This window comes from Bradyrhizobium sp. MI1.4 (genome assembly GCF_055811315.1).
The window spans coordinates 140,082-164,420 of sequence record NZ_JBVVPP010000011.1 but is presented as its reverse complement, the minus strand read 5'-3'; the positions used below and the strand labels follow the sequence as shown (position 1 = coordinate 164,420).

The window sequence follows — 24,339 nt, the reverse complement described above, 5'->3', positions numbered from 1 at the left end:
CCCGCCGCGCCCCCCCCCCCCCCCCCCCGCGCGGGCGCGGGGCCGCCCCCCCCCCCCCCCCCGGGGGCGCCCCCCCCCCCCCCCGCCGCCGCCCCCCCCCGCCCCCCCCCCCCCGCCCGGGGGGGGGCCCCCCACGACAGCGAATGTGGGGCGCGTCCGCCGCTCTCAGCGCGGCGACAGGAACGGGATGATCATCGGCACGCGGCGGCAATAGGCGCCGTAGGCGTCTTCGCCGAGCTCCTTGGACAGGAACACTTCTTCCATCCGGCCCTTCTGCCACATGCCGAGCGAGATCAGGATCGCGCCGAGCATCGCGGTCACCGTGCCGACCGCGATGCCGGTCACCAGCATGCCGAGGATCAGGCCGGTGTAGATCGGATGGCGTACGATGCCGTACGGGCCGGTGTCGATGACGCGGTGGTCTTGCTTGTGGGTGATGGTGTTGGACCAGAATTGTCCGAGATGCAGCCGTCCCCACCAGGTGAAGGAGATGCCGGCCAGCACGATCAGCGCCACCACGTAGACAGCTGTATTGCTGAACACCCAGAGCGGCTTCTCGCCGAGCACTTCCGCGGTCCATGGCGTGAACAGGATGCCGCCGACCAGGATCGGGATGCGATAGCGGCCGGACTCCAGCGTCATTACCTGCTTCTGGGTGCGGCCCTGCCAGAACGAGGCGCCGACCCAGCTTGCGAGCCAGGCGAGCCAGATCAGGGCGAGCAGTTGCGTCGGCCAAGTCGTGGTCCAACCACCCCAGGCGACAGAGAGAAGCTTGCTGAAATCGAAGGACATGCGGAAAGGTTCTTTGGGTTGGGCGGCAGCTCAGCTGGCGCGCGAGGAGAGCGCGTGATGCTCGATGGCGCCGGAGGCAAGCGCGCCGCCGCGGGCGAGAAGATGGGTGATGGTTTCGCGCAGGACCGGCTCGATCGGGCGCGGCGCGTAGCCGAGTTCGGTGCGCGCCTTGCTGATCGAGAGGTCGCTCGCGGCGAGCGCAATGCGCACGCCCTCGGCGGTGCCGTTGGGCGGCCTGCGCGTGATGCGGTCAGAGAGATATTCGAGCATGATGCCGGACAGCTCGGCCATCTTGCCGGGAACGACGACCGGGAATTGCCGGCGGCCGCTCATCGCGGACATCATCCGCAGAATCTGGCCGAGCCTGACGCAGTCGCCGCCGAGGATGTAGCGCTGGCCGTTACGCCCGCGTTCCATGGTCAGCACGAGGCCCATGGCAACGTCGCGAACGTCGACGAGATTGACCGGGAAGTCGAGATGCGGCTGCACTTTCTTCTGCAGGAAGTACCACAGCATCGCAGTCGGCGGCGTCAGATTGTGGTCGGCAGCACCGATCGGCATGGTCGGGGTGCCGATCACCAGCGGAAAACCTTCAGCTGCGGCCTTCGCGGCGCAATGCTCGGCCAGCGATTTCGACCGCGTGTAGGCGCCCGGCATCGCCTCGGCCGGCTGCAGCGCCTCTTCGGCGGGAACACCGTTGAGGTCGGAATAGGGGAACAGGATCGATTCCGTCGAGCAGTGCAGGAAGCGCGAGACCCCGCGCTTCATCGCGGCCGCGAGCACGATCTCGGTGCCGCGGCAATTGACGTCGTGAAAGGCCTGCTTGTCGGCGACCCACATGCCGGGCAGGCCCGCGAGGTGATAGACCTGATCGACGCCGGCAATCGCGGCATCGACCGCGGCACCGTCGAGCACCGAGCCTTGGGCATATTCAACGTCGACATACGGCGCGGCAGGCGCACGGACGTCGAGAACACGCACCCGCTGCCCACGGGCGCGGAGCGCTTCTACAAGATGATGTCCGATGAAGCCGCTGCCACCGGTAACCAGTACGAGAGCCATGCAGTAGGTTTGCTGTTTCGCGTCTAGAACTATCGGGTTGAAAGGGAATTGGTCGGAGCAGGCGCCAGAATCGCGGCAAGGTCGCGACGGAAGCCCAATGCAATGAATAATTTTGCCATGACAAACATCGGTCCAAGCAGAAAATGCGTGGGGTGGTCGACCATCGACGGCTGCCGCTCCTCGAAAACCTTGTGACCAACGATTTGCGACGCGACGCCGAGCCCGATCAGCACCACAAAAATCGACCACATCATGACGATCGAGACCTGATTGCCAATCGCGGTTGCGACCGAAAGCAGCACGATCATCGAGGCGAGGATGCCGAGCCCGATCCCGGCGTCCAGCATCAGCCAGTAGGCCAGCACCGGCAGGGCAAGAACCATGGCCAGGCTGACCTCGATCCCGAACACCGGGAAATGGACCAGCGTCAGCGGCAGCACGGCGCCGGTGAAGAGCAGGAGGATGCCGACCACGTGCATCGCGCAGTTCCAGGGATCGCGATGATATTCGACGTAGTCGGCCAGCTGACGTTGAAAATAACTGGCCATCTCGGTCTCGTGCAGCATGGGGTCGGGCAGGGCGAAAAAAGCCTATAGCACCTGATAGGGCGGTGCACAAACCGGCGTAATTGTCGCGCGAAACCGCGCTGTTGCGCTGTGAGACAGGTCACAAAAGAAACGTGACTTCAAAGGGTTGCGTCAGACGCCGTGGCGCGTCCGCTCAGCGCTTCTTGGCGGGCTTTTTCGCCGCAGGCGCAGGTGTCGCAGCCGGATGCGCAGGCGCTTCCTCCGGTACCTTGGCGTAGGTCAGGATTTGCAACTGGGCGTTGGCGGCTGAGGTCGGCCTGGCCCGGTCGAGAAACTGCTCCTCGCCGAGGCCGATCGGATGCAGCCGCTTGGTCGAGATCTTGAACGTGTTCACCAGCACGTCGCGTATCGCATCCGCCCGGCGCTGGCTCAGGATCGCATTGGCCTCGCGCGTCTTCGCGTTGGATTCGACATGGCCGACGATCAGGAACGTGTAGGGCAGCAGCGAGGCATGGACCAGCGCATCGGCGAGGCGGCCGACGGTCTGGTAGGACGCCGGCTGGATGATCGGCGTGTCGGCGTCGAACTGGATCTGCGCAGTGAAGGTCGGCAGATTGACCAGATCAGGCGCGATCAGCGGCCGGTTCACCGGACCGGGATCGTTCTTGATCCTGGCCTTGGCCCGCTCCATCACCTGCAGCTTCAGCGCGGGGAGATCGATCTCGGCGGCTTGTTCGAAATGGTTGAGCTTGCCGACGATGTCGTCGCGGGTTGGCGGCGCCGTCTGTGCTTCCGCTGTGCCCGCGAGCAAAGCGAGGCCGAGCGCGATGCATATTCCGGCGGTGGAAAGCCTCGTCGCTGGCATCACCGATACCCCGCGTCGTCAACGGCCTTCAGGCAATTGTTGCTGATGCCCTTGGGCGTCGAGACCAGGCAGGGGACCGCCTTGCTGGTCTCCTTGGTCGAGCCGCCGCAGACCTTGACGATCTCGCGCTGGCAGACGTTCGCCACGGTGACACGGGCTGCGACGCGCTTCTGGATGGCGTCGAAGGCACCGAGATAATCGCTCTGGCACTGCTGCGAGAGCACGTCGCGGTTGCGCGAGAGGCACTCCTTCAGGCGGGTCGAATCCGGGTTGACGCCGCGGCAATTGGCGACGATTTCCGCGCCGCAACTTTTCGCCAGCAGCCCGATCGCATCGCCAAAGCTCATGGTCTCCGCCGCCGCAAGCGACGGCATACCCAATGCCAGCAAGATCAGTGTGATGGAGCCCCGGACCATGGTCGCATCTGATACGGGGAAGTTCACGGTGGTCAAGGGCTGTTCGGACCTGAACTGTCGAGAGTCCGACCAGTGCGGCGAACAGTCCTCACTCCGTGGCCTCAGTGAGGGGTGGCCATTCGATCAGGGCGACCGTGTGCTTCCCGAGCTCGTCGGCGACATCAGGGTCGGCCTTGAGCTCGTCCAATGTCCGCGGCGGGGGAAGCTGGCGGCCGTCCGCGGTCAGTTCCTGTGCATAGAACGCGAGTGCCTCGGGCGCATTCTCCAGGGCCTCATCGACGTCGTCGCCGCCGGAAATGCAGCCGGGCAGGTCGGGAAACCACACGCCGACGGCTTCGTCCGGGCCGGCGTCCTCGATGATGGCGATGTAGTGCGGCATGCAGGCCTCACGCCCGCTGCACAAAACTGTCCACGACCTTCTTCTCCCCCGCCTTGTCGAAGGCGATGGTGAGCTTGTTGCCGTCGATCTTGGTGACGCGGCCATAGCCGAATTTCTGGTGAAAGACGCGGTCGGAGAGGGAGAATTCCGAGGTCGTGCCGGTGGATTTGGCCACCAGCTCGCCCTCGATCGTCAGCGGCCCGCGGCGGCGCGAGGAGAAGCTGCCGAAATCGGGCGAGGACGACTGGGACGAAAACGACGAGGCCTGTTCCTCGAAACTGCCGCGGCCGCCATTGCCGCCGCCACCGCCGCCGCGATTGCGATTGGCCTGGGCGCGCTGCCAGCCCGGGGTCGAATAGGTGGAGCCGAACGCTTCCATGTCGTCGAAGCGGGAGGCGCCGTAGCCGCCGGTGCCGCCCCAGGCCGAGCCGCCCTTGGATTCCGTGATCTCGACATTGGCCGCGGGCAGTTCGTCGAGAAAGCGCGAGGGGATCGTGGTCGACCAGGTGCCGTGGATCCGGCGGTTGGTGGCAAAATAGATTTTGGCGCGGCGGCGGGCCCGGGTCAGGCCGACATGACCGAGCCGGCGCTCTTCCTCGAGGCCGGCGCGGCCCTGTTCGTCCAACGTGCGCTGGCTCGGAAACAGGCCTTCCTCCCAGCCGGGCAGGAACACGTTGTCGAATTCCAGCCCCTTGGCCGAATGCAGCGTCATCAGCGACACCGCGTCCTCGTCGGCGCCGCTGTCGCGGTCCATCACCAGTGAGATGTGCTCCAAAAACCCTTGCAGGTTCTCGAACTCCTCCATCGAGCGCACCAGCTCCTTGAGGTTTTCGAGCCGACCCGCGGCGTCCGCCGAACGGTCCTTCTGCCACATCTCGGTGTAGCCGCTCTCGTCGAGCACGATCTCGGCGAGCTCGGTGTGCGAGGTGACCTCGCGCTGGGCGCGCCAGCGGTCGAACTGGGCGACGACGTCGCGCAAGGAGCCGCGCGCCTTCGGCTTCAGCTCATCGGTCTCGACCACCGCGCGCGCCGCCTCGAACAGCGGGATGCGGCGCTTGCGGGCGTGATCGTGCAGCATCTGCACGGTGGCATCGCCCAGGCCGCGCTTGGGCGTGTTGACGATGCGCTCGAAGGCGAGATCGTCGGCCGGTGAATTGATGACGCGGAGATAAGCCAGCGCATCGCGGATCTCGGCGCGCTCGTAGAAGCGCGGGCCGCCGATGACGCGATAGGGCAGGCCGAGCGTGACGAAGCGGTCCTCGAACTCGCGCATCTGGTAGGAGGCGCGCACCAGAATCGCGATCTCGTTGAGCTTGTCGCCCTGGCGCTGGATCTGCTCGATCTCCTCGCCGATGCCGCGGGCTTCCTCTTCCGAATCCCAAGAGCCTGTTACCGTGACCTTCTCGCCGTCCTGGTCCTCGGTGCGCAGCGTCTTGCCGAGCCGGCCCTCGTTGTGGGCGATCAGGTGCGAGGCGGCGGCGAGGATGTGGCCCGTCGAGCGGTAGTTGCGCTCGAGGCGGATGACCTTGGCGCCGGGGAAATCATGGTCGAAGCGCAGGATGTTGTCGACCTCCGCGCCGCGCCAGCCATAGATCGACTGGTCGTCGTCGCCGACGCAGCAGATGTTTTTGACGTGGCGCGTCTGCTCCTTCTCCCCGCTTGCGGGGTCGCGACGAGCTTCGCTCACGCTGAGAAGGTCAGGATGAGGGGCTGCCTCCACGAGCTCAGCTTGCTGAGAGTCCCCCTCACCCGGATCGCTCGGGCGCGCAATTGCGCTGCCGGGCGATCCGACCTCTCCCCGCACGCGGGGAGAGGCAAAAGAAGTCGGCGCTTGGGACAGCAGCCGCAGCCACAGATATTGAGCGACGTTGGTGTCTTGATACTCATCGACCAGGATGAATTTGAAGCGCTGCTGGTACTGCCGCAGGATATCCGGGTGCTCGCGGAAGATGCGGATGTCCTCGAGCAGCAGATCGCCGAAATCGGCGGCGTTCAGGATCTTCAGCCGCTCCTGGTAGCTCGCATAGAGCTTGCCGCCCTTGCCGTTGGCGAACACGGCGGCTTCGCCCGACGGCACCTGCGACGGCGTCAGGCCGCGGTTCTTCCAGCCGTCGATCAGCCCGGCCAGCATGCGCGCCGGCCAGCGCTTGTCGTCGATATTGTCGGCTTGCAGAAGCTGCTTGAGCAGTCGGACCTGATCGTCGACGTCGAGCACGGTGAAGTTCGACTTGAGCTGCGCCAGCTCGGCGTGGGTGCGCAGGATGCGCCCGCCGATGGAGTGGAAGGTGCCGAGCCACGGCATGCCTTCGACGGCATGGCCGAGCATCTGACCGAGCCGATGTTTCATTTCGCGCGCGGCCTTGTTGGTGAAGGTCACCGACAGGATTTCGGATGGGCGGGCGCGGCCCTGGCTCAGGATGTGGGCGATGCGCGTGGTCAGCACGCGGGTCTTGCCGGTGCCGGCGCCGGCCAGCACCAGAACCGGCCCGTCCAGCGTCTCCACAGCCTCGCGCTGCTCCGGATTGAGCCCGGACAGGTATTGCGGGCCTACCGAGGCGCGCGCACGCGCGGCGATGCCGCCGGCTGCGGGCTGGTGGTCGGGGACGCTCTGGGACGTGATCTTGCTCGGCTCGGTCATGCGAATCATTTGCCCCACGTTGGCACCGCGGGGTGGTGAAAGGGGAGCCTTCTTAACAGGGATTGGTCCCTATATGGGGCCGCGGACAGGGGTTTTCCACGTGCGCCGAAAGCCAATTTGTTCCTGTCGGTCAGGCGAATTTCCGGCTTCAGCGGCCCGGAACCATTGTTCCGAGTTGGCGATTGGTTCTGCAAGTGAGGCGCGTCAGCCGCGCCGATCGCAGACAGACATCGAAACAGAGGTTCGGATCATGCTTAGCTGGGTAGTTACGTTTCTGGTTATCGCCCTGATCGCCGGTATCCTGGGCTTTGGCGGCCTCGCCGGCGCGTCGATCGAAATCGCCAAGATCATCTTCTTCATCGCAGTCGTGTTGTTCCTGGTCTCGGCCGTTGTCGGACTGGCACGGGGTCGTAACAGGGTTTAGCGCGCTTACCGCTTCGAGGGCATCGCCACGTTCCGGCCGATGCCCTCGGGCCGCGGGACGGCGCTGTGGGCCTTGACCACCGCTGCGATGCGCTCACGGATGTCTGGGGGAAAAGCCGCCACCTTTCGTGAGCCCATGTCGATGTGAAGCGACATGTTTTCCGATGTGGCGGACAGCCATCCTTCGGTCGCGTGCCGCAGCTCCTGGAAGGTGTGCAGCCGCTTGTCGTCGGCTTCCAGCAGCCAGACCGAGACCTGCACGGGATCGTCGAGGTGGATTTCGCGCAAATACCGCACGTGGCATTCGGCGGTGAAGGTCGAGCCGCCGCGCTCCTTCATGTAGCCCGGTCCGATCCCGAGCGTCAGCCACATCTGGTCGATCGCGCGGTCGAACATCACGTTGTAATAGGCCATGTTGAGGTGGCCGTTGTAGTCGATCCATTGCGGCTCGATCTGCATGATTGACGAGCGGAACGGCACGCCCTCGATCGTTGTGGCAGCAGTCTCCGGCATGTGTCCTTCCCCAGCTATGCGTCCGGTCGCTTGACTTGACCGGTGAGATGTCCTTTGCCACGGTTCGTCTCGTCGGGAGGAACGTCCGTGGGTACGACCATCACCAATAATCCGCCGCGGCCGGCGCCGAAAGCCCTCGCGAGCGCGCTGGAGCAACTTGCCGCGCGGTTCGGCAACCGCCTCATCACCTCGCAAGCCGTCCGCGAGCAGCACGGCCATACCACCACATGGATCGTGAACCAGCCGCCGGACGGCGTGGTGATGGCGCAGGAGACTGCCGACATCCAGGACGTGGTGCGGATCTGCGCGAAAAACGGCGTGCCCGTCATCGCCTTCGGCACCGGCACCTCGCTCGAGGGCCAGGTCAACGCACCCGCCGGCGGAATCTGCATCGACCTGCGCGACATGAACAAGGTGCTCGCGGTGCATGCCGAGGACCTCGATTGCGTGATCCAGCCCGGGGTCACCCGCAAGGCGCTCAACGAGCATCTGCGCGACCAGGGCCTGTTCTTCCCGATCGACCCCGGCGCGGACGCTTCCCTCGGTGGCATGGCCTCGACCCGCGCTTCCGGCACCAATGCGGTGCGCTACGGCACCATGCGCGACAGTGTGCTGGCGCTGAAAGTGGTCCGCGGCGACGGCGAGATCATCACGACCGGCACGCGTGCGAAGAAATCATCCGCCGGCTACGACCTGACGCATCTGTTCGTCGGCGCCGAGGGCACGCTCGGCATCATCTCGGAGCTGACCATCCGCCTGCGCGGCATCCCCGATACGATCGCGGCCGGAGCGGTGTCGTTCGAGACCGTGCACGGGGCGTGTCAGGCCGTGATCCTGGCGATCCAGACCGGTATTCCCGTGGCGCGCATCGAGCTGCTCAACGCCGCGCAGGTGCGGGCCTGCAACGCCTATTCGAAGTTGACCCTGCCCGAAACGCCGCTGCTGCTGATGGAATTCCACGGCAGCGAGATAGAGGTCGCCGAACAGTCCAAGGCCTTCGGCGAGATCGCCAGGGATTGCGGCGGCGGCGATTTCTCCTGGACCACCAAGCCGGAGGACCGCACAAAACTGTGGCAGGCGCGGCACGACGCCTATTGGTCGGTGAAAGCGCTGCGGCCCGGCGACAGCATCGGGGTGGTCGCGACCGACGTTTGCGTGCCGATCTCGCGGCTTGCCGAATGCGTCGGCGAGACCGAGGAAGATCTCAAGCGCCTCAACCTGTTGTCGCCGATCGTCGGCCATGTCGGCGACGGCAATTTCCACTGCTCGCTGGTCTGCGACACCAACGATGCCGACGAGATGGCGCGCGGCGAGGAGTTCATGCATCGGCTGGTCGAGCGCGCGCAGGCGATGGACGGCACCTGCACTGGCGAGCACGGCATCGGTCAGGGCAAGCAGAAATACCTCAAGGCGGAGCTCGGGCCCGAGGCGATCGACGCGATGCGGGCGCTGAAAAAGGCGCTCGATCCGCAGAACATCTTCAATCCCGGGAAGATCGTACCGGAGGCGTAGCGCGCGGCGTGGCCGCCGTTTATGCTCGCTCCCTCACCACGGAGCAGGCAATGCAGTGGTTCGCGCGCAAGACGCGTCAGGACGTCTGGGACGAAGCGATCGAACGGCCGCTCGGCGACATCGAGGCCGCCGAGCGCATCCGTGCGATCTGTGACGCCGCTGCGGCGAGCGCGGCAGGTAGCGCGCGCAGCGACAAGCGCGACAGCGAGCGCTACGAGCGCGCGGCGAAAGTCGCGATGGAAATCGCGATGAAGATCTCGGATGGACTGATGCGCGACGACGCAGTCCGTCGCATCGTCGATCTCTGCATGAAGGCGAACGACCTCAAGACGGCGCAAATCCTGTTTCGCGCGATCCATGCCAGCTGGATCCGCGAAACGATCCAGCGCGATCACCCGCCATTGGCGCAGTGAGCCCAGTTATCGCGCCAACTTCCGCACGGCCTCGTCGACGCTGTGGAAGACACGCTCTCTCGGCAGGGCGTCGAACAATCTAAACCGCTCGAACGCGTCCTGCGCGCGCACCGATTCCAGCCGGGCCAGCGCGACGGTGACGCCCTGTTCGCTGCACGCCCTGAACACGTCCAGCAGGATCTGCGCGGCGGTGAAGTCGATCTCGACCATGCCGCTCGCCTCCAGCACCAGCAGCTGTGGCGGCGTCGTGCCGAGCACCTTGATCACGTCGCTGCGAAAGCCGGGCGCGTTGAGGAAGGACAGCGGCGCCTGCAGCCCGAGCACGGCGACGCCGGCGATGCGCTCGCCGGCGATGTGCGGATGTGCCGGCCACCAGATCGTGGTGCCCGGCACGCGCTCGAACTCGACCAGCCGAGCGCGCGTCGTGCTCCAGATGCCGTGCAGCAGCGACAGCACGATGCCGAGGAACGCGCCTTGCTGGATCGGCAGCACGATGATCAGCGCGGCGGTGGCGGCAATCAGCAGGAATTCGCTGGGGGATTGGCGATAGATCGTGACGATCTGCTTCACGCGGATGATGCGCAGCGCGACGAACAGCAGGATGCCGCCGAGGGCTGCGTCTGGAACGTGCTGCAGCAATCCCGTTCCAAACGCGAGCAGCGCCAGCACGATCGCAGCGGCGGCGAGACCCGCGAGCTGCGATTGTCCGCCGGTCTCGGCGACAATGCCCGTCCGCGGCGGGCTGGCGTTGACCGGAAACGCGCCGAACAGGCCCGACAGTACGCAGCCTACGCCCGCGCCGAGAAAATCGCGATCGACATCGGCCGGCTTGTCGGGATCGGACGGGAATGAGCGCGTCGTCGCCGCGGTCTGCACCATCACCACGACCGTGATGACAAAGGCGAGCGGCACGAGGCGGACCCATTGCTCCGCTGCAAGCTCGGGGAAGGTCGGCCGCGGCAGCGTCCCCGGCACGAGGCCTACGACATTGACGCCCTTGCTCTCGAGGCCGAGCGCGATCGTGGCCAGGGTCGCGGCGACGAGCCCGATCAGCGCGCCCGGAATTTTTGCGCTGACCTTCTCGGCGACGAAGACCACGGCCAGCACACCGAAGCCGATGCACAGCGTGAAGGGATTGGTGCGGCGGAGCTCGCTTGCGAGCACACCGATGCGATCGAGCGTCGGCCCGTTCGGCGAGTCCAGGCCCAGCACGCCCGGTAATTGCGACACGATGATGTGGACGGAGATGCCGGCGAGGAAACCGACCATGACGGGCACGGACAAGAGATTGGCGATGCCGCCGAGGCGGAAGGCGCCGCCGGCCAGCATCATTGCGCCGACCATCAGTGCCAGCGCGATCGCGAGGCCCTGATACTCAGGCGAGCCGGCGGCGGCCAGCGCCGCCAGCCCGCCGGCGAAGATCGGCGTGATCGTGGAATCGGCGCCGCAGGACAGGAAGCGGTTTCCGCCGAGCATCGCAAAGCCGAGCGATCCCGCCATGAAGGCGAAGAAGCCGATCTGCGGCGCGAAGCCGCCGAGCCGCGCCGTGGCCATCTGCTCTGGGATCGCGATTGCCGCGAGCGTCAGGCCGGCCATCAAATCGCCCGGCAGCGAATAGGACGCGAGTGAGCGAAACAGCGGCCATGATGTTGCGGTGTGAGCGTCCTGCGCCATCAGCAGCGAATCCCCGAAGCGTTCCGTTGGCCGACCAGACCACAGCTGCCGGTCGTCGGCAAACATGGGGTTGCCGGCCTCGCCTGTATATCGTGCGACACCGCAGGGCTCGCGGCACTTATCGCGTCTGCGAGCCCCACGCGCACTCCCGCGAGGCACGCCCTATGGCTTCGACGCCTGCGCCTGCTTCAGCGCGCTCTTGCAGCCATCCGACAGCTGTTGAAATGCTCGATCATGCACTGCTTGACGCGGCCGCCTCCCGGCATGATGCCGGAGCACAGCGCGCGCATGTCCGCGGTGCACGCTTGGCGTATCTCCTGTCGCGGTTGCTGGGCGGACGCGGCGCCCGCGGACGATATCGCGACCAACGCGGCGATGATGACCGCGATCGCGCGTCGCAGCTCCCGTAGCTGTACAGGTCTCACCATGCGCAGACCCTCCGCACGCCGAATGGCGTGCTGGTCCACCAACAGGCCCCAGGATAGGGAGGCGCCGCATAGGCATAGGGTGGATGGGCGTAGGGCACGATGGTCCGCCGGCACAGGCCGTTGGCCGTCAGGTGCCAGCCGGGTCCGCAGCCGCCGCTGACTTCGGTGAGGCCGTCGGACATACCGGGGTGAGGGCTGGGGGTGAAGGCTAGCGCGGTCGAACCTGCGGCCAGTGCGGCTGCCGCGGCCGACGCCAAGATCGTCAATCGTCGCATTCGAGATATCCATGCTTGCAAGTTGGAGGAAGGCAGTCCGCGGCCAGTGTTCTGACCCCGGCCGGAATTTCGCGGTCGTCCGGCGCGACGGTCAGTACCGGTATTCGTAATAAGGATGAGTCCCGACCGTGCCGCTGCGCGTCACGCTATGGCCGTTCGGACCCGTCGCGGTGCGCGTGTAGTCGAATGCATGCGGAGCGACGCGCGTGATGCTGCCGCTGCGTGCGATCGTGCCGCCATAAGGTCCCGTCACCGAAGCCGAACGCGAGCAGGTTCCGCCGGCGCATCCGCCGCTGGCGCTGCCGTAGTAGGTACCTCGCCAAGTCGTGACGCTGCCGCTGCGAACCCAGGCGTTTGCACCGGAGGCTCCCGTGAGGGCCAGCACCGTTGCGAGTGATAGCGAAGCGAGAATGGGTTTCATCGGATACTCCTGTTTGTGAGGACGCGCCGGAACGAGACCGGTCGCCGCATGGGGCCAATCTCGCCTCGATCTTTTGCCGTGATGTTGCCGGCGAGGCCGGAAGTGTAACGTTTTGTAACGAGCGACGGGGTCGCCACATTCCTGCCAGCGGGCTGCTCGATAGAGGCCGCGATGGACACTCGGACGATCATGATCGTGGAGGACGACCGCGAGATCCGCGCGCTCTTGGCGGACCTGCTGACGCGGGAGGGCTATGCGCCGGTTTGCGTCGAGAACGGCGCGGCGATGGACCGGGCGCTGATGCAGGCATGCCCGGATCTCGTCGTGCTTGACATCATGCTGCCGGGCGAGGACGGACTGTCGATCTGCCAGCGCCTGCGCAGCAAGAGCCGCACGCCGATCCTGATGCTGACGGCCAAGGCCGACGATGTCGACCGCATCATCGGCCTGGAGCTCGGCGCCGACGATTATCTGCCGAAGCCTTTCAATCCTCGGGAATTGCTGGCGCGCATCAAGGCCGTCTTGCGGCGTGTGGACGGCCCGCTGCAGATGCCGCCGCCGCGGCGAATTGCTTTCGGCAGGCTGGTGGCCGATCTCGACGGGCGCAGCCTGACCAACGACCAGGACCATATCGTCGAGTTGACGGCAGCGGAGTTTGATCTGCTGGCATGTTTCCTCGAACGGCCCAAGCGGGTGCTGTCCCGCGACCAGTTGCTCGACTGGACGCGCGGCCGGACCGCGGATCCGTTCGACCGCGTCATTGACGTGTCGGTCAGCCGGCTGCGCCGCAAGCTCGTCGCCGCGGATCCCAAGGCTGCGTTCTCGATCAGGACCGTGCGCAATGGCGGCTATCTCTTCAGTGCTGACGTTCGCCCGCTCTGAGCACGGAGCCTGTGCGGGATGAGCAGGCTTCACATCGCCGCCCGCCTCGGCCTTATCGTCGTCGGCGCCATCATTCTCGTGCAGTTGCTGTCGGTCGCCATCTATTTCGTGGAGCAGCGCGGCCGCGGCGAGCCGTCCGGATTTGCCGCTTTGTTCGCGCAGGTCGCCGCCTTGGCGGAGGCTATCGACAGGGTACCGCGCGACGATCGCGACCTGGTGCTGCGCGCGGCCACGACGGCGCGATTCAAGCCGGTCGTGCGTCAGGACGTGCCGCCCAACCCGTTGCATGGCCGTTTCCTGAGCAGCGCGGAGCAACGGCTGCGCGCGCAGAGCGGTGTGCCAGCGGAGCGGCTGGTCGCACTGTCCTTCGTCAACGTCAGGGACGGCCAACAGGTGGCCCGCTTGCGTGATCTCGTCACCTCGCGCCTGCAAGCTGTCATTGAACTTGCTGGCGGCGGCTATCTGGTGATCGAGACCGCAGGTGAGCTCAGCCTTCGCCTGCTCGGCATTCCTGTCGGCCTGCTGGCCGGAATTCTCGGCTTCGTCGTCGCTTTGGCGGCCTTGCTCGCGGTCCGCCACGAGACCAGGCCGCTGTCCGAGTTGACCGTCGCCATCGAGCGCTTCGGCGCTGCAATGGAGACCATGCCGGTCAGCGAGCGGGGTGCTCCCGACGTCCGGGCGCTGATCCGCGCCGTCAACGCCATGCAGGCGAACATCGCCGAACTGCTGCGCAGCCGCACCCTCGTGCTCGGCGCGATCAGCCATGATCTGCGCACTTATGTCACGCGGCTGCGGCTACGTCTCGAGCTGCTGCCCGAAAGCGTGCAGCGGGACAAGGCAACCGTCGATCTCGACGACATGCAATCGCTGATGGATGATGCGCTCGCCTTTGTCCGCGCCTCGTTCGCAGGCCCGTCGGCGGAAACCGTCGATCTTGCCCGCGTCGCGCGGACCGAGTACGAAGCGCGCAAGGGTGCCTGCGCAGCGCTGACGCTCACCTGCGAAGATCCGGCTCTCCTCATCCGCGGCTCGGCTGCGGGCATGGCTCGGGTCGTTGCCAATCTCGTCAACAACGCGATCCTCTATGGTGGCGCCGCGGACATCTCGTTGTACGCCGAGACCGATGTGATCGAACTCCTGGTCGAGGACCGCGGGCCGGGAATCCCGGTTGACGAACGCACCCGCGTATTCGATCCATTCTACCGGCTGGAGACCTCGCGCAGCCGCGAGAGCGGCGGCGCAGGATTGGGACTCACAATCGTGAGGCAAGTTGTCGAAAGCAACGGCGGCACGGTCGCCATTGAGGATCGTCCCGGTGGCGGCACCCGTGTCCGCGTCCGGCTGCCGCGCGAGCGGTCTCAGTAACGGCTGCGGTAGCCATCGCCGTGTCCCGGGCCGCCGTAGTTGCCGCCTCGACCGCCCATGCCCATGCCAATTCCGATGCCTATTCCGACACCTAAGGCTTCTGGCGGCGGGCCGCGATCCGGTGGCGGCGCGCGCTCGTAGATCACCTCATCAGGCGGCGGCCGGCGCGGCCTGGGCGGCGTGTCGACCACCTTGCGCTTCGGCGGTGTGTCGTCGACGCGCTTCTTGATCACAGGCGCGATCGTCGGGTTGATCGGCGAAGCCGGTGGTGTGGGCGTCGAGCACGGGCAGGTCGGGGCCATCGCGACGGCGACCGGGGCAGGAGCGGCCGCGACCGCGGCAGGCAAGACGTAGTTGCGGTTCTGCACGCGGAGCAGCAGCCGGCGTGCGGTCGCGGCCAGATCGCTGTTGTCCCAGTTCGCCAGATACGCCTCGAACGAGGCGCGGGTGTTGATCGCGGTGGCGCGCTCCCACGCCAGCATCTGGCGCCGGCGCTCCACAATCGTGCGCAGCCGCGGCGTACGGGTATCCTGAGCGTACAACTCGATATAGGCCTGATACGCCGGCACGGTGTCGTCGGTGATCACTATCTCATAGGCGACCATGGCCGGCTTGCCCTGCAAATCCTTGCGCCAGTCCTCGAGGCTGCGCGTGCCGCTCGCAAGTGCCATGGAGGATGCGCCAGGAAGCGCAGTCTGACTGCCGCTGCTGTCGCCGCCGAAGAACTTGAAGTCAGTCGTCAGCGACGAGCTTTCCCAGGGGATCTGGCGTCCGTCGGTCGATTGCGCCACGGCGACGCGAATGCGCTTGAACACTTCCTCGATCGGCAGATTGGGCTGCTTGGCGACGGTCAGCGCCGCGGTGGTATAGGGGCTGTCGATGCCGGAGCCATCCTCGGCTTCGGAGCCCGGCGAGGTCGAATAGGAAATGAAGGAGCCCGGCGCGCCGGCCTTGGTGTCGACGATCGCAAGCCCGTGTCCGGCGCCGCTGAGCGCAGGGAAGGGATTGTTGCGGCAGGCATCGAGCATGAAGATGCGCGCCCGCGTCGGCAGTGCGCCGAGCGTGTTGAGCAAATCGTTCAGTCGCACACCCTGCAGCGGAATGTCGGCTTCGCGCTTGGGGTCGAGATCGACGGGAACGAGATAGTTCTCGCCGTCGATCTGGAGGCCGTGGCCGGCATAGAACACCAGCGCGACGGTGTCGGCGCCGCTGGCGCTGACCTTGCCGGCGAAATCCGAGATCGCCTGACGCATATCGTTTTGCGCCAGATTGGATGCCGTGGTGACGGTGAAGCCGGCATTGCCGAGCAGCTCCGTCATGCCCTTGGCGTCGTTGGCTGCGTTGGGGAGTTCCGGCACGGTGCGATAGGCCGATTGGCCGATCACCAGTGCGAGCCGCGCTTCGGCCGCGGCCCCCGTCGGCATCGTCAATTGCGTGAGCGCGAGAAGAGCGGATGCAAGAAACAAATTGCGAAAGACTGGACGGCGCATGGTGTCACCTCCATCGGCAATGCGCGCGATGATGTCACCTTTTCTAGGTGGCCGCCATGCGTCTGTCTGTGCACTGGATCACGTTGAGCTGCGGCAAAATGGGGCAGAAGGTCTGCCAGAGCTGGTGCGGCATCGTTCTGGCGCCATCCATGTGAATTGCGCATTGATCCATGCGCCAATTGGATCGATGCCCAACGCTGCGCGAAAGCATCTTCTCGCGCATCGGCCCCATGCCGATCTGATCGAGAATCCCGCAAAAACATGGCTGTTTTGCCGCGCGCTGATGCCGTTGATCCTCGCGACACGCCGCTTTGCAACGGCCGGCCGCAAGCCTTGCCTGCGCCGTCGCTTTGGCCATACAGTCCGCGCAACGGGCTGCGGCAACGACCGTTGCTCGAAAAACAATAATTGGGGAGAAACCGCATTATGTCCATCGTGCCCGTGAACCGTCGCGCGTTCATCAAGTCGTCGACGGGACTTGCCGCCGGCCTCGTGCTTTCCCCCGCACTCATCGGCCGCGCCGAAGCCGCGACGCTGAAGCTGAAATGCTCCTCGTCGCTGCCGAACGATCCCAAATTCGCCAACGGCCGGGTCTACTACGACAATCTGGTGAAGAACCTGAAGGCGAACGGCCTCGGTGAGCAGGTCGAGGTCGCGTTCTTTCCCGACAACCAATTGGGTCAGGAAATCGACGTCATCAACTCAGTGAAGCTCGGCGTCATCGACCTCATGGTGTCGGGCTCCTCGATCTCGGCGAATCTGGTGCCGCTGGTCGGCACCTACGACCTCGGCTTTCTGTTCTCGAGCTTTCCGCAGCAGACCAAGGCGTTCGACGCTGGCGCGGCCAAGCCGATCGAGGACGCGCTGCTCAAGGGCAGCAACATCCGCATCATCGCCTGGGCCTATAATTTCGGTTCACGCAGCGTACTTGCGAGGAAGCCGGTGAAGACGCCGGAAGATCTCGCCGGTCTCAAGATCCGCACGCTGCCAAATCCCGTCATCACGGAATGCCTGCGCCTGATGGGAGCCGCCGCGACGCCGCTGGCGTTCGGCGAAATCTACACGGCATTGCAGGCCGGCGTGCTGGACGGGCTAGAGCACGACCCGCCGACCATCCTGGCCAGCAAGTTCTTCGAAACGGCGAAATTCTATGCATTGACGCAGCACAATTTCTCGCCGCTCGCGATCTATTTCAGCGACACGACCTACAATCGCATGGATCCGAAGCTGCGCGAGGGATTTCTCGATGCCGCGAAGAAGGCTGCGGCCGACACGCGGACCCACGGGCTCGCCGTCGAGAAGGAAGCGCTGTCGGCCTTGACCGAAAAGGGCGTGACGGTGGCCGAATGCGACCGCGAGGCGTTCAAAAAGCGCGTCGCGCCGCAGATCGAGAACTTCATGAAGGCGCGGCCGGAATCCAAGGCCGTGATCGACATCATCCGCGCCACGCAGGCCTGACGTGGCAATGACAGCTGCCGTACCTCTCTCGGGCGGCCGCCACGGGAGCATCGCCCTGCTGCTTCGCTTCAGCGACGCGATCGCGGCCATCCTGCTGGCCACGGATCTCGTCGTCGTCTGCGGTTCCGTGCTGCTGCGCTTCTGCTTCAACGCGCCGGTGGAGTGGTCCGACGACGTCGCGCGCGGACTGATGGTCGGATCGGCCTTCTTCGGCGCGGCGAGCGCGCTCGCGCGCGGCGAGAATGTCGGCGTCTCTTTCTTCCGCGATCTGGCTCCGGTACGGCTGCGCGCGCTGGTCGACGCCGCGAGCGCGCTGCTGGTGGTGCTGATTTCGGGCTACGTCGCCTACAACGCCATCAAGCTCGGCTCGCTGACGGCGGGCCAGACCACCGGATCCGGCCTGCCGCTGGAGCTGACCTTCTACCCGATGGGCGCCGGCGCGCTGTTCATGACGGTGTTTGCGATCGACCAGCTCTGCGCCAGGCCGCTCCCTGACATCGTCAGAGGCCTCGTCGCGATTGCCGTCGTGACCGGCCTTTATCTCGCCTGGGATTATCTGTCGCCCGCCACGGTGCCGTCGGCGGGCACGCTGATGCTGATCGGTTTCTTTGCGACGTTGGTCGGTGGCTTGCCGATCGGCTTTGCACTGGCGCTGGCCGCGCTGATCTTCATCTGGGTCGAGGGCGCGCTGCCCGGCGTGATCTTCGCCCAGCAGATGGCGCGCGGCATCGACAATTTCGTGCTGCTCGCGATTCCGTTCTTCATTCTCGTCGGCTACCTCATGGAAGCCAACGGCATGTCGGTGCGGCTGATCGAGCTGTTGCAGCGCGGGGTCGGCCGCATGCGCGGCGGTTTGAACGTCGTGATGGTGGCCTCGATGGTGCTGTTCTCCGGCATTTCCGGCTCGAAGATGGCCGACGTCGCCGCGGTCGGCTCCGTGCTGATTCCGGCCGCGCGCCGCTCCAAGCAGAATCCGGGCGGCGCCGTGGCGCTGCTCGCAGCCTCCGCGGTGATGGCGGAGACTATTCCGCCCTGCATCAACCTGATCATCCTGGGCTTCGTCGCGAACCTGTCGATCGGTGGTCTGTTCGTCGCAGGGCTGTTGCCCGCGGCGCTGATGGCGCTGGCCTTGATCGCCGTCTCCATCATCTTCGGCAAGACTCCAATTGAGACTCCAACTGAGTCTCCAGCTGATGCCGAGGTCATCGCGCCGCAGATGCCGGTGTCGGGCCTGTGGAGCGGTGCGATCGCCTCGTTCGGCCTGATCTTCATGATCTTCTTCGGCTTCAAGAGCGGCTTTGCCACCGCCACGGAAATCTCGGCCTTCGCCGTGGCTTATGCGCTCGTCGTCGGCAGCGTGGTGTTCCGCGAACTCAGCTTCACATCGGCTGCGCACAGCTTCGTCCAGGGAGCGACGCGCGCGGGGCTCGTGCTGTTCATCGTTGCCGCAGCGCAATCGCTGGCGTTCACGCTGACCCTGCAGCAGGTGCCGCATGCGGTCGGCGATTTCATGCTGGGATTGTCCAAGACCAGCGGCACCTGGCTGTTCATCCTGCTCGCGATCGGCGTGCTGATCGTGATGGGCTCGGTGCTGGAGGGGGCGGCCGCGCTGATCATCTTCGGGCCGCTGCTGCTGCCGGTGGCCGTGCAGCTCGGCATCGATCCCCTGCATTTCGGGGTGGTGCTTGTGATCGCGATGGGCATCGGCCTGTTCGCGCCGCCGCTCGGGCTCGGGCTTTACGGCGCCTGCCTGATCGGCAATGTGCCGATCGAGCAGACGGTGAAGCCGATCATGGGCTATCTCGGCCTGTTGTTCCTTTGCCTGCTCGTGATCGCGTTCGTGCCATGGCTCAGCACGGCATTGCCGCGCGCGTTCGGCTATTGAGGGAGTATCGCCGTGAAAGTCCTGCTGGCCCACACGCCGGAGATGCGCCGCAATTACTACGGCGATCGCAGCCTGAACGGCTTGCGCGCGACCGCCGAGGTGATCCTGCACGAGAGCGATGAGACGCTGGTCTCAGCCAGCCTCGTGCGCGCTGCGCAAGATGTCGACATCATCGTGGCCGATCGCATGACCGAGGGACGCGGCGAGATCTTTGCGCAACTGCCGCGCCTGCGCGCCTTCGTCCGCTGCGCCGTCGACATCCGCAACGTCGATGTCGAGGCGGCCTCGAACGCCGGCGTGCTCGTGACCCGCGCCGGGCCTGGCTTCGTGCAAGCCGTTGCCGAGCTCGCGGTTGGCTTCATGGTCGATCTCTCCCGCGGCGTATCGCGAGCGACGGCCGATTATCACGCCGGCCGCAAGCCGGAAGCGCGGATGGGCCGTCAACTCGCCGGCAGCAAGATCGGCATCATTGGCTATGGCAGCATCGGGCGCTATCTCGGGGAAATCGCCAAGGTGATGCGCATGGAAGTGCTGGTCGCAGATCCCTTTGCGACCGTGACCGACGGTGCCATCCGGCAGGTCAGCCTCGACGAGCTCCTCGCCGCGTCCGACTATGTCGTCTGCCTTGCCATCGCCAACGAGCAGACCGAAAATCTGATCGGCGAGGCGGCGCTGGCGCGGATGCAGAAGCATGCGGTCTTCATCAATCTCTCCCGCGGCAACCTGGTCGACGAAGCGGCGCTGGCGAAGGCGTTGCTTGAAAATCGAATCGCGGGTGCCGCGATGGATGTGGGCCGCGCGCCCGACCAGATGCCAAGCCCGGAGCTTGCGAAGCTTCCCAACGTCATCGCCACGCCCCATGTCGGCGGCCTGACGCCGCAGGCGATCGAATATCAGTCGCTGGAAACCGTGCGGCAGGTCGAAGCGATCGTCAAAGGCGAGATCCCGCAAGGCGCCGTCAACGCCGACCGCTGGACGCGGCGGCCGTGATCTGCTCTATAGCCGGTCCACAGCTTTGAACGTCCCGTCCTTCTGGATCACCGTCAAAAACACCTTCGGCGGCGCGTCGAGCATGCGCATGCCGACGGTGATGGTGCTGCCGCTGATGTCGAAGCGGCCGACATCGTTGATGGTGCGCAGCAGGCTCGCGCGCGTCGGTTGCGGTCCGGCTTGTTCCAGCGCCGCGGCCGCGAGACGGCCGGCGATATAGCCTTCGAGCGCCACGAAATTCGGTGTCAGCGCCGGGTCGAACGCCGTCTGCGCCGCCTGGTAGTCGGCGACCAGCTTAAGCGAGCGGTCCCAGGGAAACGGCACGACCTGCGTGACGACGACGCCTTCGCCCTCGGGGCCGAGCTCCTTGGCGAGCGCAACGGCGCCGACAAAGGAGATGTTGACGAAGGTCGGATTGGCGCCGCTGCGGTGCGCGAGCTTGATGAACTCGGCGCAGGGACCGTAGGTCCCGACCATGACGATCGCCTCGGGTTCGACGCGCTTGATCGTGCGCCAGGCCGACGCGACGGCGCGGGTGTTGCGCTCGAAGGTGCCTTCGGCGGCGAGCTCGAGGCCGCGCCTGGCAAGCGCGCGCTTCACGCCGGAAAGACCGTCGCGCCCGAACGAGTCGTCCTGGTAGAAAATGGCGATGCGGGTGAAATGGCGATCCTCGGTGAGATGCTTGACCCACGCCTCGGCCTCGGCGCCATAGCTTGCACGGATGTTGACCACGTTCGCAAGCTCGAAGTCGCGCAAGAATTCAGCGCCGCTGAAGGGACCGATGAAGGGCACGTTCCTGGCGCTGGTGATCGGTATCGTCGCCACCGCGGTCGGCGTGCCCACCGCGCCGATCAGCGCGAACACCTTCTCGTCCTCGATCAGCCGCAGCGTCTGCGCCAGCGAGCGGTCGGGGTCGTAGCCGTCGTCACGGCTGATGAGCTGGAGCTTGCGGCCGTGGACGCCGCCTTTGGCGTTGATCTCGGTGAAGGCTGCGACGATGCCCTGCCGCATGCGCTGTCCGAGTGTGGAGGAGGGACCCTCGAGCGCTGCGGCTTGGCCGAACAGGATCGCATCCTCGCTGACGCCGATCTCGTCGGCTTTCGCCGGCAGCATGATTGCTGCCAGGACGGCGACGGTCATGACGATGCATGTCGCAGATCGAGATCGATACATCAGAAAAGTCTTGCCGGGTGCGGTGAGTAGCTTCGTGAAAGCTATCGCCACGGGATGAATCGGCGATGTATCGACGGCTCCGTACTACTCCGGGGAAAACCGGCAACTTGCTTCGACAGAGCCCGCATCATCCTGCACTTCATTAACTAAACCGGGTAATGCGGAAAAGCCGGGTTCCGAAATTGTGCAGTTCTTAACCGCGGTCCTGTTCCGATAGTGGCTCCGGCGGCTCAACCAGAGGTTCGGTTGAGCGCGACAGGGGACGGCGGTTTTTGGAATGGGCGGTCGGGATCAGAACGATCAGGATCGGGGGCGTATGACCGGATGGTGGCGTGCCGCGCCGCTGCTCGGGCTCTATCGCCCTGCGCTCGTCGCAGTCGGCGTCGGTCTTCTGTTTTCGGTCATGGCTGCAGCCGCCGTGGCGCGATGGGAAGGCCGCGTCAACAAGATCGAGTTCGAGAACGCGGCCGAGACCGAAGTGATCGTCATGCAGAACGGCATGAGCGAGTACATCTCCAGGCTCGTCGCGCTGCGCACGCTGTTCGAATCGACCAATCAGGAGATCACCCGCAGCGAATTCGAGACCTTCAGCGCCCGCCTGTTCGAGCGCCATCCCGGCATGCTGCGCATCTCCTGGGTGCCGCGGGTGAACCGCAAGGAGCGCGCCGAATACGAGGCCGCGGCGATCACGGACGGCGTGTCCGGCTATCGCATCAAGTCGCTCCAGGGCGATGCGTTCGCGACCGCGCCGCAGAGCGACGAATATTTTCCGGTGTTCTACTCGACCCAGCCGAAGACGTCTCCAGTCTACGGAATGGACTACGCGACCGTTCCGGAGCGCCGCGCGGTCCTCGAGCGCGCGCGCGACACCGACCGGATAGGGGCCATTCGCACCCGCCTCTACGAGCCGAAGGAGGGCGGCCGGTTGCCCGACGTCCTCGTCGCCATTCCCGTCTACGCCAAGGGAACGTCGCGCGACGCGGTCGTGGACCGGCGCCGCAATCTCGCCGGCTTCGTCGTCGGCGTCTTCGACCTGCCGCTGCTGATCCAGTCCATTCGCGTGACCACCGGGGCAAGCCCCGCGGTCAGCGTCAACGTCTATCCGCCGTTCGCGGGTCAGATCGTCGGCCTGGAGCAAATGCTGCCGGATTACTCGTCGGCCGCGACGGCGCCGCAGACGATGCGGGACGTCGCGCGGACCCTGCACTGGTCGGGCAATCTCAAGATCGGCGACACCGATTGGCAGGTGCGGGCGGTTCCGGCTGCCGGCGGTCCGCTGGAGACGACTTACGATCGCGCGGGTGCGGTGCTGATCGTCGGCATGCTGCTGACGCTGTCGCTTTCGACCTATCTCATGCTCGCAAGCCGCAATTCGCAGCGGCTGTCACTGGCGAACCGGCGGGTGCTCGAACTAGCCCAGACCGACATCCTGACCGGATTGCCGAACCGCGCTTTCTTCCTGGCCCGGCTCGACGAGCTCAAGGGCCGTTTGAAGGACACCGGTCCGACCTTCTCGATCCTGATGCTCGACCTCGACCGCTTCAAGAACGTCAACGACTCGCTCGGTCACGGTGCCGGCGATGCGCTGCTGCGTCAGGTCGCACAGCGGCTGAAATCCGCTTTGCGCACCAGCGACGTGCTGGCCCGGCTCGGCGGCGACGAATTCGCCATCATCCAGGAAGCTTGCGAGGATCAGCGCGTCTGCTCGACCGAACTGGCGGGGCGGATCGCCAAGCTCGTGGCCGAGCCGTTCCTTCTTCCCGGACACCGCGTCGAGATCGGTACCAGCATCGGCATTGCGATCGCGCCCGATCATGGCAGCGATCAGGAGCAGCTGCTGAAGAAGGCGGACCTGGCGCTCTACCGCTCGAAATCGTCGGGCCGCAACTGCTTCACCATCTACGACAAGGCGATGTCGGCCGAGCTCGAGGCGCGCAGCACGCTGGAAGGCGATCTGCGCGACGCCATCGCGCGGTGCCAGCTCGAGGTGCACTACCAGCCGTTCGTCGACGCCCTCAGCGGCACGCGGCGCGGCTTCGAGGCGTTGGTGCGCTGGCGGCATCCGACGCGCGGCTTGATTGCGCCGGACCAGTTCATCCCGCTTGCGGAGGAGACCGGGCTGATCGTGCCGCTCGGCGAGTTTGTGCTGCGGCGCGCCTGCGCGGACGCGGCCGGCTGGCCGTCCGATCTTGCGGTCGCCGTCAACCTGTCGCCGATCCAGTTCAAGGAGGCCGAGCTGTTCGAGATGATCAGCGCGGCGCTCGCCGATTCCGGATTGCCGCCGCAGCGGCTGGAGATCGAGATCACGGAATCCGTGCTGCTGGAGCGTGGCGTCGAGAACCACGCCTTCATGGAGCGGCTGAAGAGCATCGGCATCGCGCTCGCACTCGACGATTTCGGCACCGGCTATTCGTCGCTCAGCTATCTGACCGCTTTCCCGTTCGACAAGATCAAGATCGACAAATCGTTCATCCGGAACCTCACGCATCAGCCGCGCAGCTCCGCCATCATCTCCTCGATCGTGACGTTGGCGCGCGGGCTGGACATGTCGGTCACCGCCGAGGGCGTCGAGACCCGCGAGGAGTACGAGCGGCTGAAGGCGCTCGGCGTCAATTTCGCGCAAGGCTATCTGTTCGGCCGCCCGCAGCCGATCGAACGGATCCTGTTCGACGCGCCCGCCAAATCGTCGCAACGCGACGCGGCCTGAGGGCGGCCGCCCAAGGGTCGCTCAATGAGGCATGCGCGAAAAGCGCTTGAC

General features: G+C 65.7%; 25 protein-coding genes. 10 read left to right on the top strand and 15 right to left on the bottom strand.

Going from position 1 to position 24,339, the window contains the following annotated elements; genetic code table 11:
• Positions 1–191: hypothetical protein (locus AC0L23_RS15795; protein WP_473357103.1), on the top strand; the 191-nt coding region annotated here is incomplete at its 5' end.
• Here the strand turns inward: AC0L23_RS15795 and AC0L23_RS15790 are convergent.
• The 7 genes from AC0L23_RS15790 to AC0L23_RS15760 all read right to left on the bottom strand — a co-directional run bounded on the left by AC0L23_RS15790 (position 166) and on the right by AC0L23_RS15760 (position 6,688).
• Positions 166–792, bottom strand: a complete 627-nt coding sequence (locus AC0L23_RS15790) for a methyltransferase family protein (protein ID WP_007600907.1) — start codon at positions 790–792, stop codon at positions 166–168. The genes AC0L23_RS15795 and AC0L23_RS15790 overlap by 26 nt on opposite strands.
• Before the next feature lie 30 nt (positions 793–822).
• A complete protein-coding gene (locus tag AC0L23_RS15785; RefSeq protein WP_473357102.1) occupies positions 823–1,854 on the bottom strand; it encodes an NAD-dependent epimerase/dehydratase family protein in 1,032 nt (343 codons plus the stop codon).
• Between the two features lie 29 nt (positions 1,855–1,883).
• The gene (locus tag AC0L23_RS15780) at positions 1,884–2,420 is read right to left on the bottom strand and encodes an Mpo1 family 2-hydroxy fatty acid dioxygenase (protein WP_018454282.1); all 537 of its coding nucleotides are present in this window, start codon (positions 2,418–2,420) and stop codon (positions 1,884–1,886) included.
• Between the two features lie 154 nt (positions 2,421–2,574).
• Positions 2,575–3,246, bottom strand: coding sequence for an OmpA family protein (locus AC0L23_RS15775; protein ID WP_018454283.1), 672 nt, complete (start codon positions 3,244–3,246; stop codon positions 2,575–2,577).
• Positions 3,246–3,662, bottom strand: a complete 417-nt coding sequence (locus tag AC0L23_RS15770; RefSeq protein ID WP_018454284.1) for a hypothetical protein — start codon at positions 3,660–3,662, stop codon at positions 3,246–3,248. The genes AC0L23_RS15775 and AC0L23_RS15770 overlap by 1 nt, the downstream gene beginning before the upstream one ends.
• 88 nt (positions 3,663–3,750) lie before the next feature.
• Positions 3,751–4,041: a type II toxin-antitoxin system HicB family antitoxin gene (locus tag AC0L23_RS15765; protein ID WP_018454285.1), complete on the bottom strand. Its 291-nt coding sequence runs from the start codon at positions 4,039–4,041 to the stop codon at positions 3,751–3,753.
• A 7-nt stretch (positions 4,042–4,048) separates the two neighbouring features.
• Entirely contained in the window at positions 4,049–6,688 is a 2,640-nt protein-coding gene (locus AC0L23_RS15760; RefSeq protein WP_085385100.1) for an ATP-dependent helicase, read from the bottom strand.
• Between the two features lie 241 nt (positions 6,689–6,929).
• On the opposite strand from AC0L23_RS15760, the gene AC0L23_RS15755 reads away from it, so the two are divergent.
• Positions 6,930–7,103, top strand: coding sequence for a DUF1328 domain-containing protein (locus tag AC0L23_RS15755; RefSeq protein WP_007600914.1), 174 nt, complete (start codon positions 6,930–6,932; stop codon positions 7,101–7,103).
• A 5-nt stretch (positions 7,104–7,108) separates the two neighbouring features.
• Here AC0L23_RS15755 and AC0L23_RS15750 read toward each other — a convergent pair whose 3' ends face one another.
• Positions 7,109–7,615 (bottom strand): thioesterase family protein, encoded by a 507-nt coding sequence (locus AC0L23_RS15750; RefSeq protein ID WP_018454287.1) that lies wholly within the window; start codon positions 7,613–7,615, stop codon positions 7,109–7,111.
• Positions 7,616–7,702: 87 nt separating this feature from the next.
• Here AC0L23_RS15750 and AC0L23_RS15745 point away from each other — a divergent pair, with 87 nt between their 5' ends.
• On the top strand, positions 7,703–9,127 hold the full coding sequence (locus AC0L23_RS15745) for an FAD-binding oxidoreductase (protein ID WP_085350292.1): 1,425 nt from the start codon (positions 7,703–7,705) through the stop codon (positions 9,125–9,127).
• Between the two features lie 50 nt (positions 9,128–9,177).
• Complete coding sequence (locus tag AC0L23_RS15740; protein WP_026232706.1) at positions 9,178–9,540, top strand: hypothetical protein; 363 nt, start codon at positions 9,178–9,180, stop codon at positions 9,538–9,540.
• 6 nt (positions 9,541–9,546) lie between these two features.
• Here the strand turns inward: AC0L23_RS15740 and AC0L23_RS15735 are convergent, their stop codons facing one another.
• From AC0L23_RS15735 to AC0L23_RS15720, 4 genes are all read right to left on the bottom strand, one after another.
• A complete protein-coding gene (locus AC0L23_RS15735; RefSeq protein ID WP_473357101.1) occupies positions 9,547–11,214 on the bottom strand; it encodes a SulP family inorganic anion transporter in 1,668 nt (555 codons plus the stop codon).
• A 188-nt stretch (positions 11,215–11,402) separates the two neighbouring features.
• Positions 11,403–11,642 (bottom strand): hypothetical protein, encoded by a 240-nt coding sequence (locus tag AC0L23_RS15730; RefSeq protein WP_317245877.1) that lies wholly within the window; start codon positions 11,640–11,642, stop codon positions 11,403–11,405.
• Positions 11,636–11,917, bottom strand: a complete 282-nt coding sequence (locus AC0L23_RS15725; RefSeq protein WP_143273231.1) for a GCG_CRPN prefix-to-repeats domain-containing protein — start codon at positions 11,915–11,917, stop codon at positions 11,636–11,638. Before AC0L23_RS15725 ends, AC0L23_RS15730 begins: the two co-directional genes overlap by 7 nt.
• 91 nt (positions 11,918–12,008) lie before the next feature.
• Positions 12,009–12,338, bottom strand: coding sequence for a hypothetical protein (locus AC0L23_RS15720; protein WP_085385102.1), 330 nt, complete (start codon positions 12,336–12,338; stop codon positions 12,009–12,011).
• Positions 12,339–12,509: 171 nt separating this feature from the next.
• Here AC0L23_RS15720 and AC0L23_RS15715 point away from each other — a divergent pair, with 171 nt between their 5' ends.
• Positions 12,510–13,220, top strand: coding sequence for a response regulator (locus tag AC0L23_RS15715; RefSeq protein ID WP_085385103.1), 711 nt, complete (start codon positions 12,510–12,512; stop codon positions 13,218–13,220).
• An 18-nt stretch (positions 13,221–13,238) separates the two neighbouring features.
• Positions 13,239–14,585 carry a sensor histidine kinase gene (locus AC0L23_RS15710; protein ID WP_085350287.1) on the top strand — a complete coding sequence of 449 codons (1,347 nt, stop codon included), beginning with the start codon at positions 13,239–13,241 and terminating at the stop codon, positions 14,583–14,585.
• On the opposite strand, the gene AC0L23_RS15705 is transcribed toward AC0L23_RS15710, so the two are convergent.
• On the bottom strand, positions 14,579–16,075 hold the full coding sequence (locus AC0L23_RS15705; protein WP_018454295.1) for a caspase family protein: 1,497 nt from the start codon (positions 16,073–16,075) through the stop codon (positions 14,579–14,581). The two genes, AC0L23_RS15710 and AC0L23_RS15705, sit on opposite strands and share 7 nt — an antisense overlap.
• A 43-nt stretch (positions 16,076–16,118) precedes the next feature.
• Positions 16,119–16,433: a hypothetical protein gene (locus tag AC0L23_RS15700; RefSeq protein WP_026232707.1), complete on the bottom strand. Its 315-nt coding sequence runs from the start codon at positions 16,431–16,433 to the stop codon at positions 16,119–16,121.
• 68 nt (positions 16,434–16,501) lie between these two features.
• On the opposite strand from AC0L23_RS15700, the gene AC0L23_RS15695 reads away from it, so the two are divergent.
• The 3 genes from AC0L23_RS15695 to AC0L23_RS15685 are packed head-to-tail and all read left to right on the top strand — an operon-like array spanning position 16,502 to position 20,408.
• A complete protein-coding gene (locus tag AC0L23_RS15695) occupies positions 16,502–17,533 on the top strand; it encodes a TRAP transporter substrate-binding protein (protein ID WP_085350285.1) in 1,032 nt (343 codons plus the stop codon).
• A gap of 7 nt (positions 17,534–17,540) precedes the next feature.
• Entirely contained in the window at positions 17,541–19,418 is a 1,878-nt protein-coding gene (locus AC0L23_RS15690) for a TRAP transporter large permease (RefSeq protein WP_018454298.1), read from the top strand.
• A 12-nt stretch (positions 19,419–19,430) separates the two neighbouring features.
• Positions 19,431–20,408 carry a hydroxyacid dehydrogenase gene (locus AC0L23_RS15685; RefSeq protein WP_018454299.1) on the top strand — a complete coding sequence of 326 codons (978 nt, stop codon included), beginning with the start codon at positions 19,431–19,433 and terminating at the stop codon, positions 20,406–20,408.
• 6 nt (positions 20,409–20,414) lie between these two features.
• On the opposite strand, the gene AC0L23_RS15680 is transcribed toward AC0L23_RS15685, so the two are convergent.
• Positions 20,415–21,581, bottom strand: a complete 1,167-nt coding sequence (locus tag AC0L23_RS15680) for an ABC transporter substrate-binding protein (RefSeq protein ID WP_026232708.1) — start codon at positions 21,579–21,581, stop codon at positions 20,415–20,417.
• A 316-nt stretch (positions 21,582–21,897) separates the two neighbouring features.
• Between AC0L23_RS15680 and AC0L23_RS15675 the strand changes: the two genes are divergently transcribed.
• Positions 21,898–24,288 (top strand): bifunctional diguanylate cyclase/phosphodiesterase, encoded by a 2,391-nt coding sequence (locus AC0L23_RS15675; protein ID WP_473357100.1) that lies wholly within the window; start codon positions 21,898–21,900, stop codon positions 24,286–24,288.
• Positions 24,289–24,339 lie beyond the last annotated feature (51 nt).

Coding starts and splice junctions, on each gene's coding strand:
- AC0L23_RS15680 (WP_026232708.1), bottom strand. CDS start 21,581: ATGTATCGATCTCGATCTGCGACATGCATCGTCATGACCGTCGCCGTC.
- AC0L23_RS15710 (WP_085350287.1), top strand. CDS start 13,239: ATGAGCAGGCTTCACATCGCCGCCCGCCTCGGCCTTATCGTCGTCGGC.
- AC0L23_RS15740 (WP_026232706.1), top strand. CDS start 9,178: ATGCAGTGGTTCGCGCGCAAGACGCGTCAGGACGTCTGGGACGAAGCG.
- AC0L23_RS15705 (WP_018454295.1), bottom strand. CDS start 16,075: ATGCGCCGTCCAGTCTTTCGCAATTTGTTTCTTGCATCCGCTCTTCTC.
- AC0L23_RS15675 (WP_473357100.1), top strand. CDS start 21,898: ATGACCGGATGGTGGCGTGCCGCGCCGCTGCTCGGGCTCTATCGCCCT.
- AC0L23_RS15735 (WP_473357101.1), bottom strand. CDS start 11,214: ATGGCGCAGGACGCTCACACCGCAACATCATGGCCGCTGTTTCGCTCA.
- AC0L23_RS15770 (WP_018454284.1), bottom strand. CDS start 3,662: ATGGTCCGGGGCTCCATCACACTGATCTTGCTGGCATTGGGTATGCCG.
- AC0L23_RS15690 (WP_018454298.1), top strand. CDS start 17,541: ATGACAGCTGCCGTACCTCTCTCGGGCGGCCGCCACGGGAGCATCGCC.
- AC0L23_RS15775 (WP_018454283.1), bottom strand. CDS start 3,246: ATGCCAGCGACGAGGCTTTCCACCGCCGGAATATGCATCGCGCTCGGC.
- AC0L23_RS15765 (WP_018454285.1), bottom strand. CDS start 4,041: ATGCCGCACTACATCGCCATCATCGAGGACGCCGGCCCGGACGAAGCC.
- AC0L23_RS15760 (WP_085385100.1), bottom strand. CDS start 6,688: ATGATTCGCATGACCGAGCCGAGCAAGATCACGTCCCAGAGCGTCCCC.
- AC0L23_RS15725 (WP_143273231.1), bottom strand. CDS start 11,917: ATGCGACGATTGACGATCTTGGCGTCGGCCGCGGCAGCCGCACTGGCC.
- AC0L23_RS15755 (WP_007600914.1), top strand. CDS start 6,930: ATGCTTAGCTGGGTAGTTACGTTTCTGGTTATCGCCCTGATCGCCGGT.
- AC0L23_RS15750 (WP_018454287.1), bottom strand. CDS start 7,615: ATGCCGGAGACTGCTGCCACAACGATCGAGGGCGTGCCGTTCCGCTCG.
- AC0L23_RS15715 (WP_085385103.1), top strand. CDS start 12,510: ATGGACACTCGGACGATCATGATCGTGGAGGACGACCGCGAGATCCGC.
- AC0L23_RS15700 (WP_026232707.1), bottom strand. CDS start 16,433: ATGGCCAAAGCGACGGCGCAGGCAAGGCTTGCGGCCGGCCGTTGCAAA.
- AC0L23_RS15695 (WP_085350285.1), top strand. CDS start 16,502: ATGTCCATCGTGCCCGTGAACCGTCGCGCGTTCATCAAGTCGTCGACG.
- AC0L23_RS15790 (WP_007600907.1), bottom strand. CDS start 792: ATGTCCTTCGATTTCAGCAAGCTTCTCTCTGTCGCCTGGGGTGGTTGG.
- AC0L23_RS15785 (WP_473357102.1), bottom strand. CDS start 1,854: ATGGCTCTCGTACTGGTTACCGGTGGCAGCGGCTTCATCGGACATCAT.
- AC0L23_RS15730 (WP_317245877.1), bottom strand. CDS start 11,642: ATGGTGAGACCTGTACAGCTACGGGAGCTGCGACGCGCGATCGCGGTC.
- AC0L23_RS15780 (WP_018454282.1), bottom strand. CDS start 2,420: ATGCTGCACGAGACCGAGATGGCCAGTTATTTTCAACGTCAGCTGGCC.
- AC0L23_RS15720 (WP_085385102.1), bottom strand. CDS start 12,338: ATGAAACCCATTCTCGCTTCGCTATCACTCGCAACGGTGCTGGCCCTC.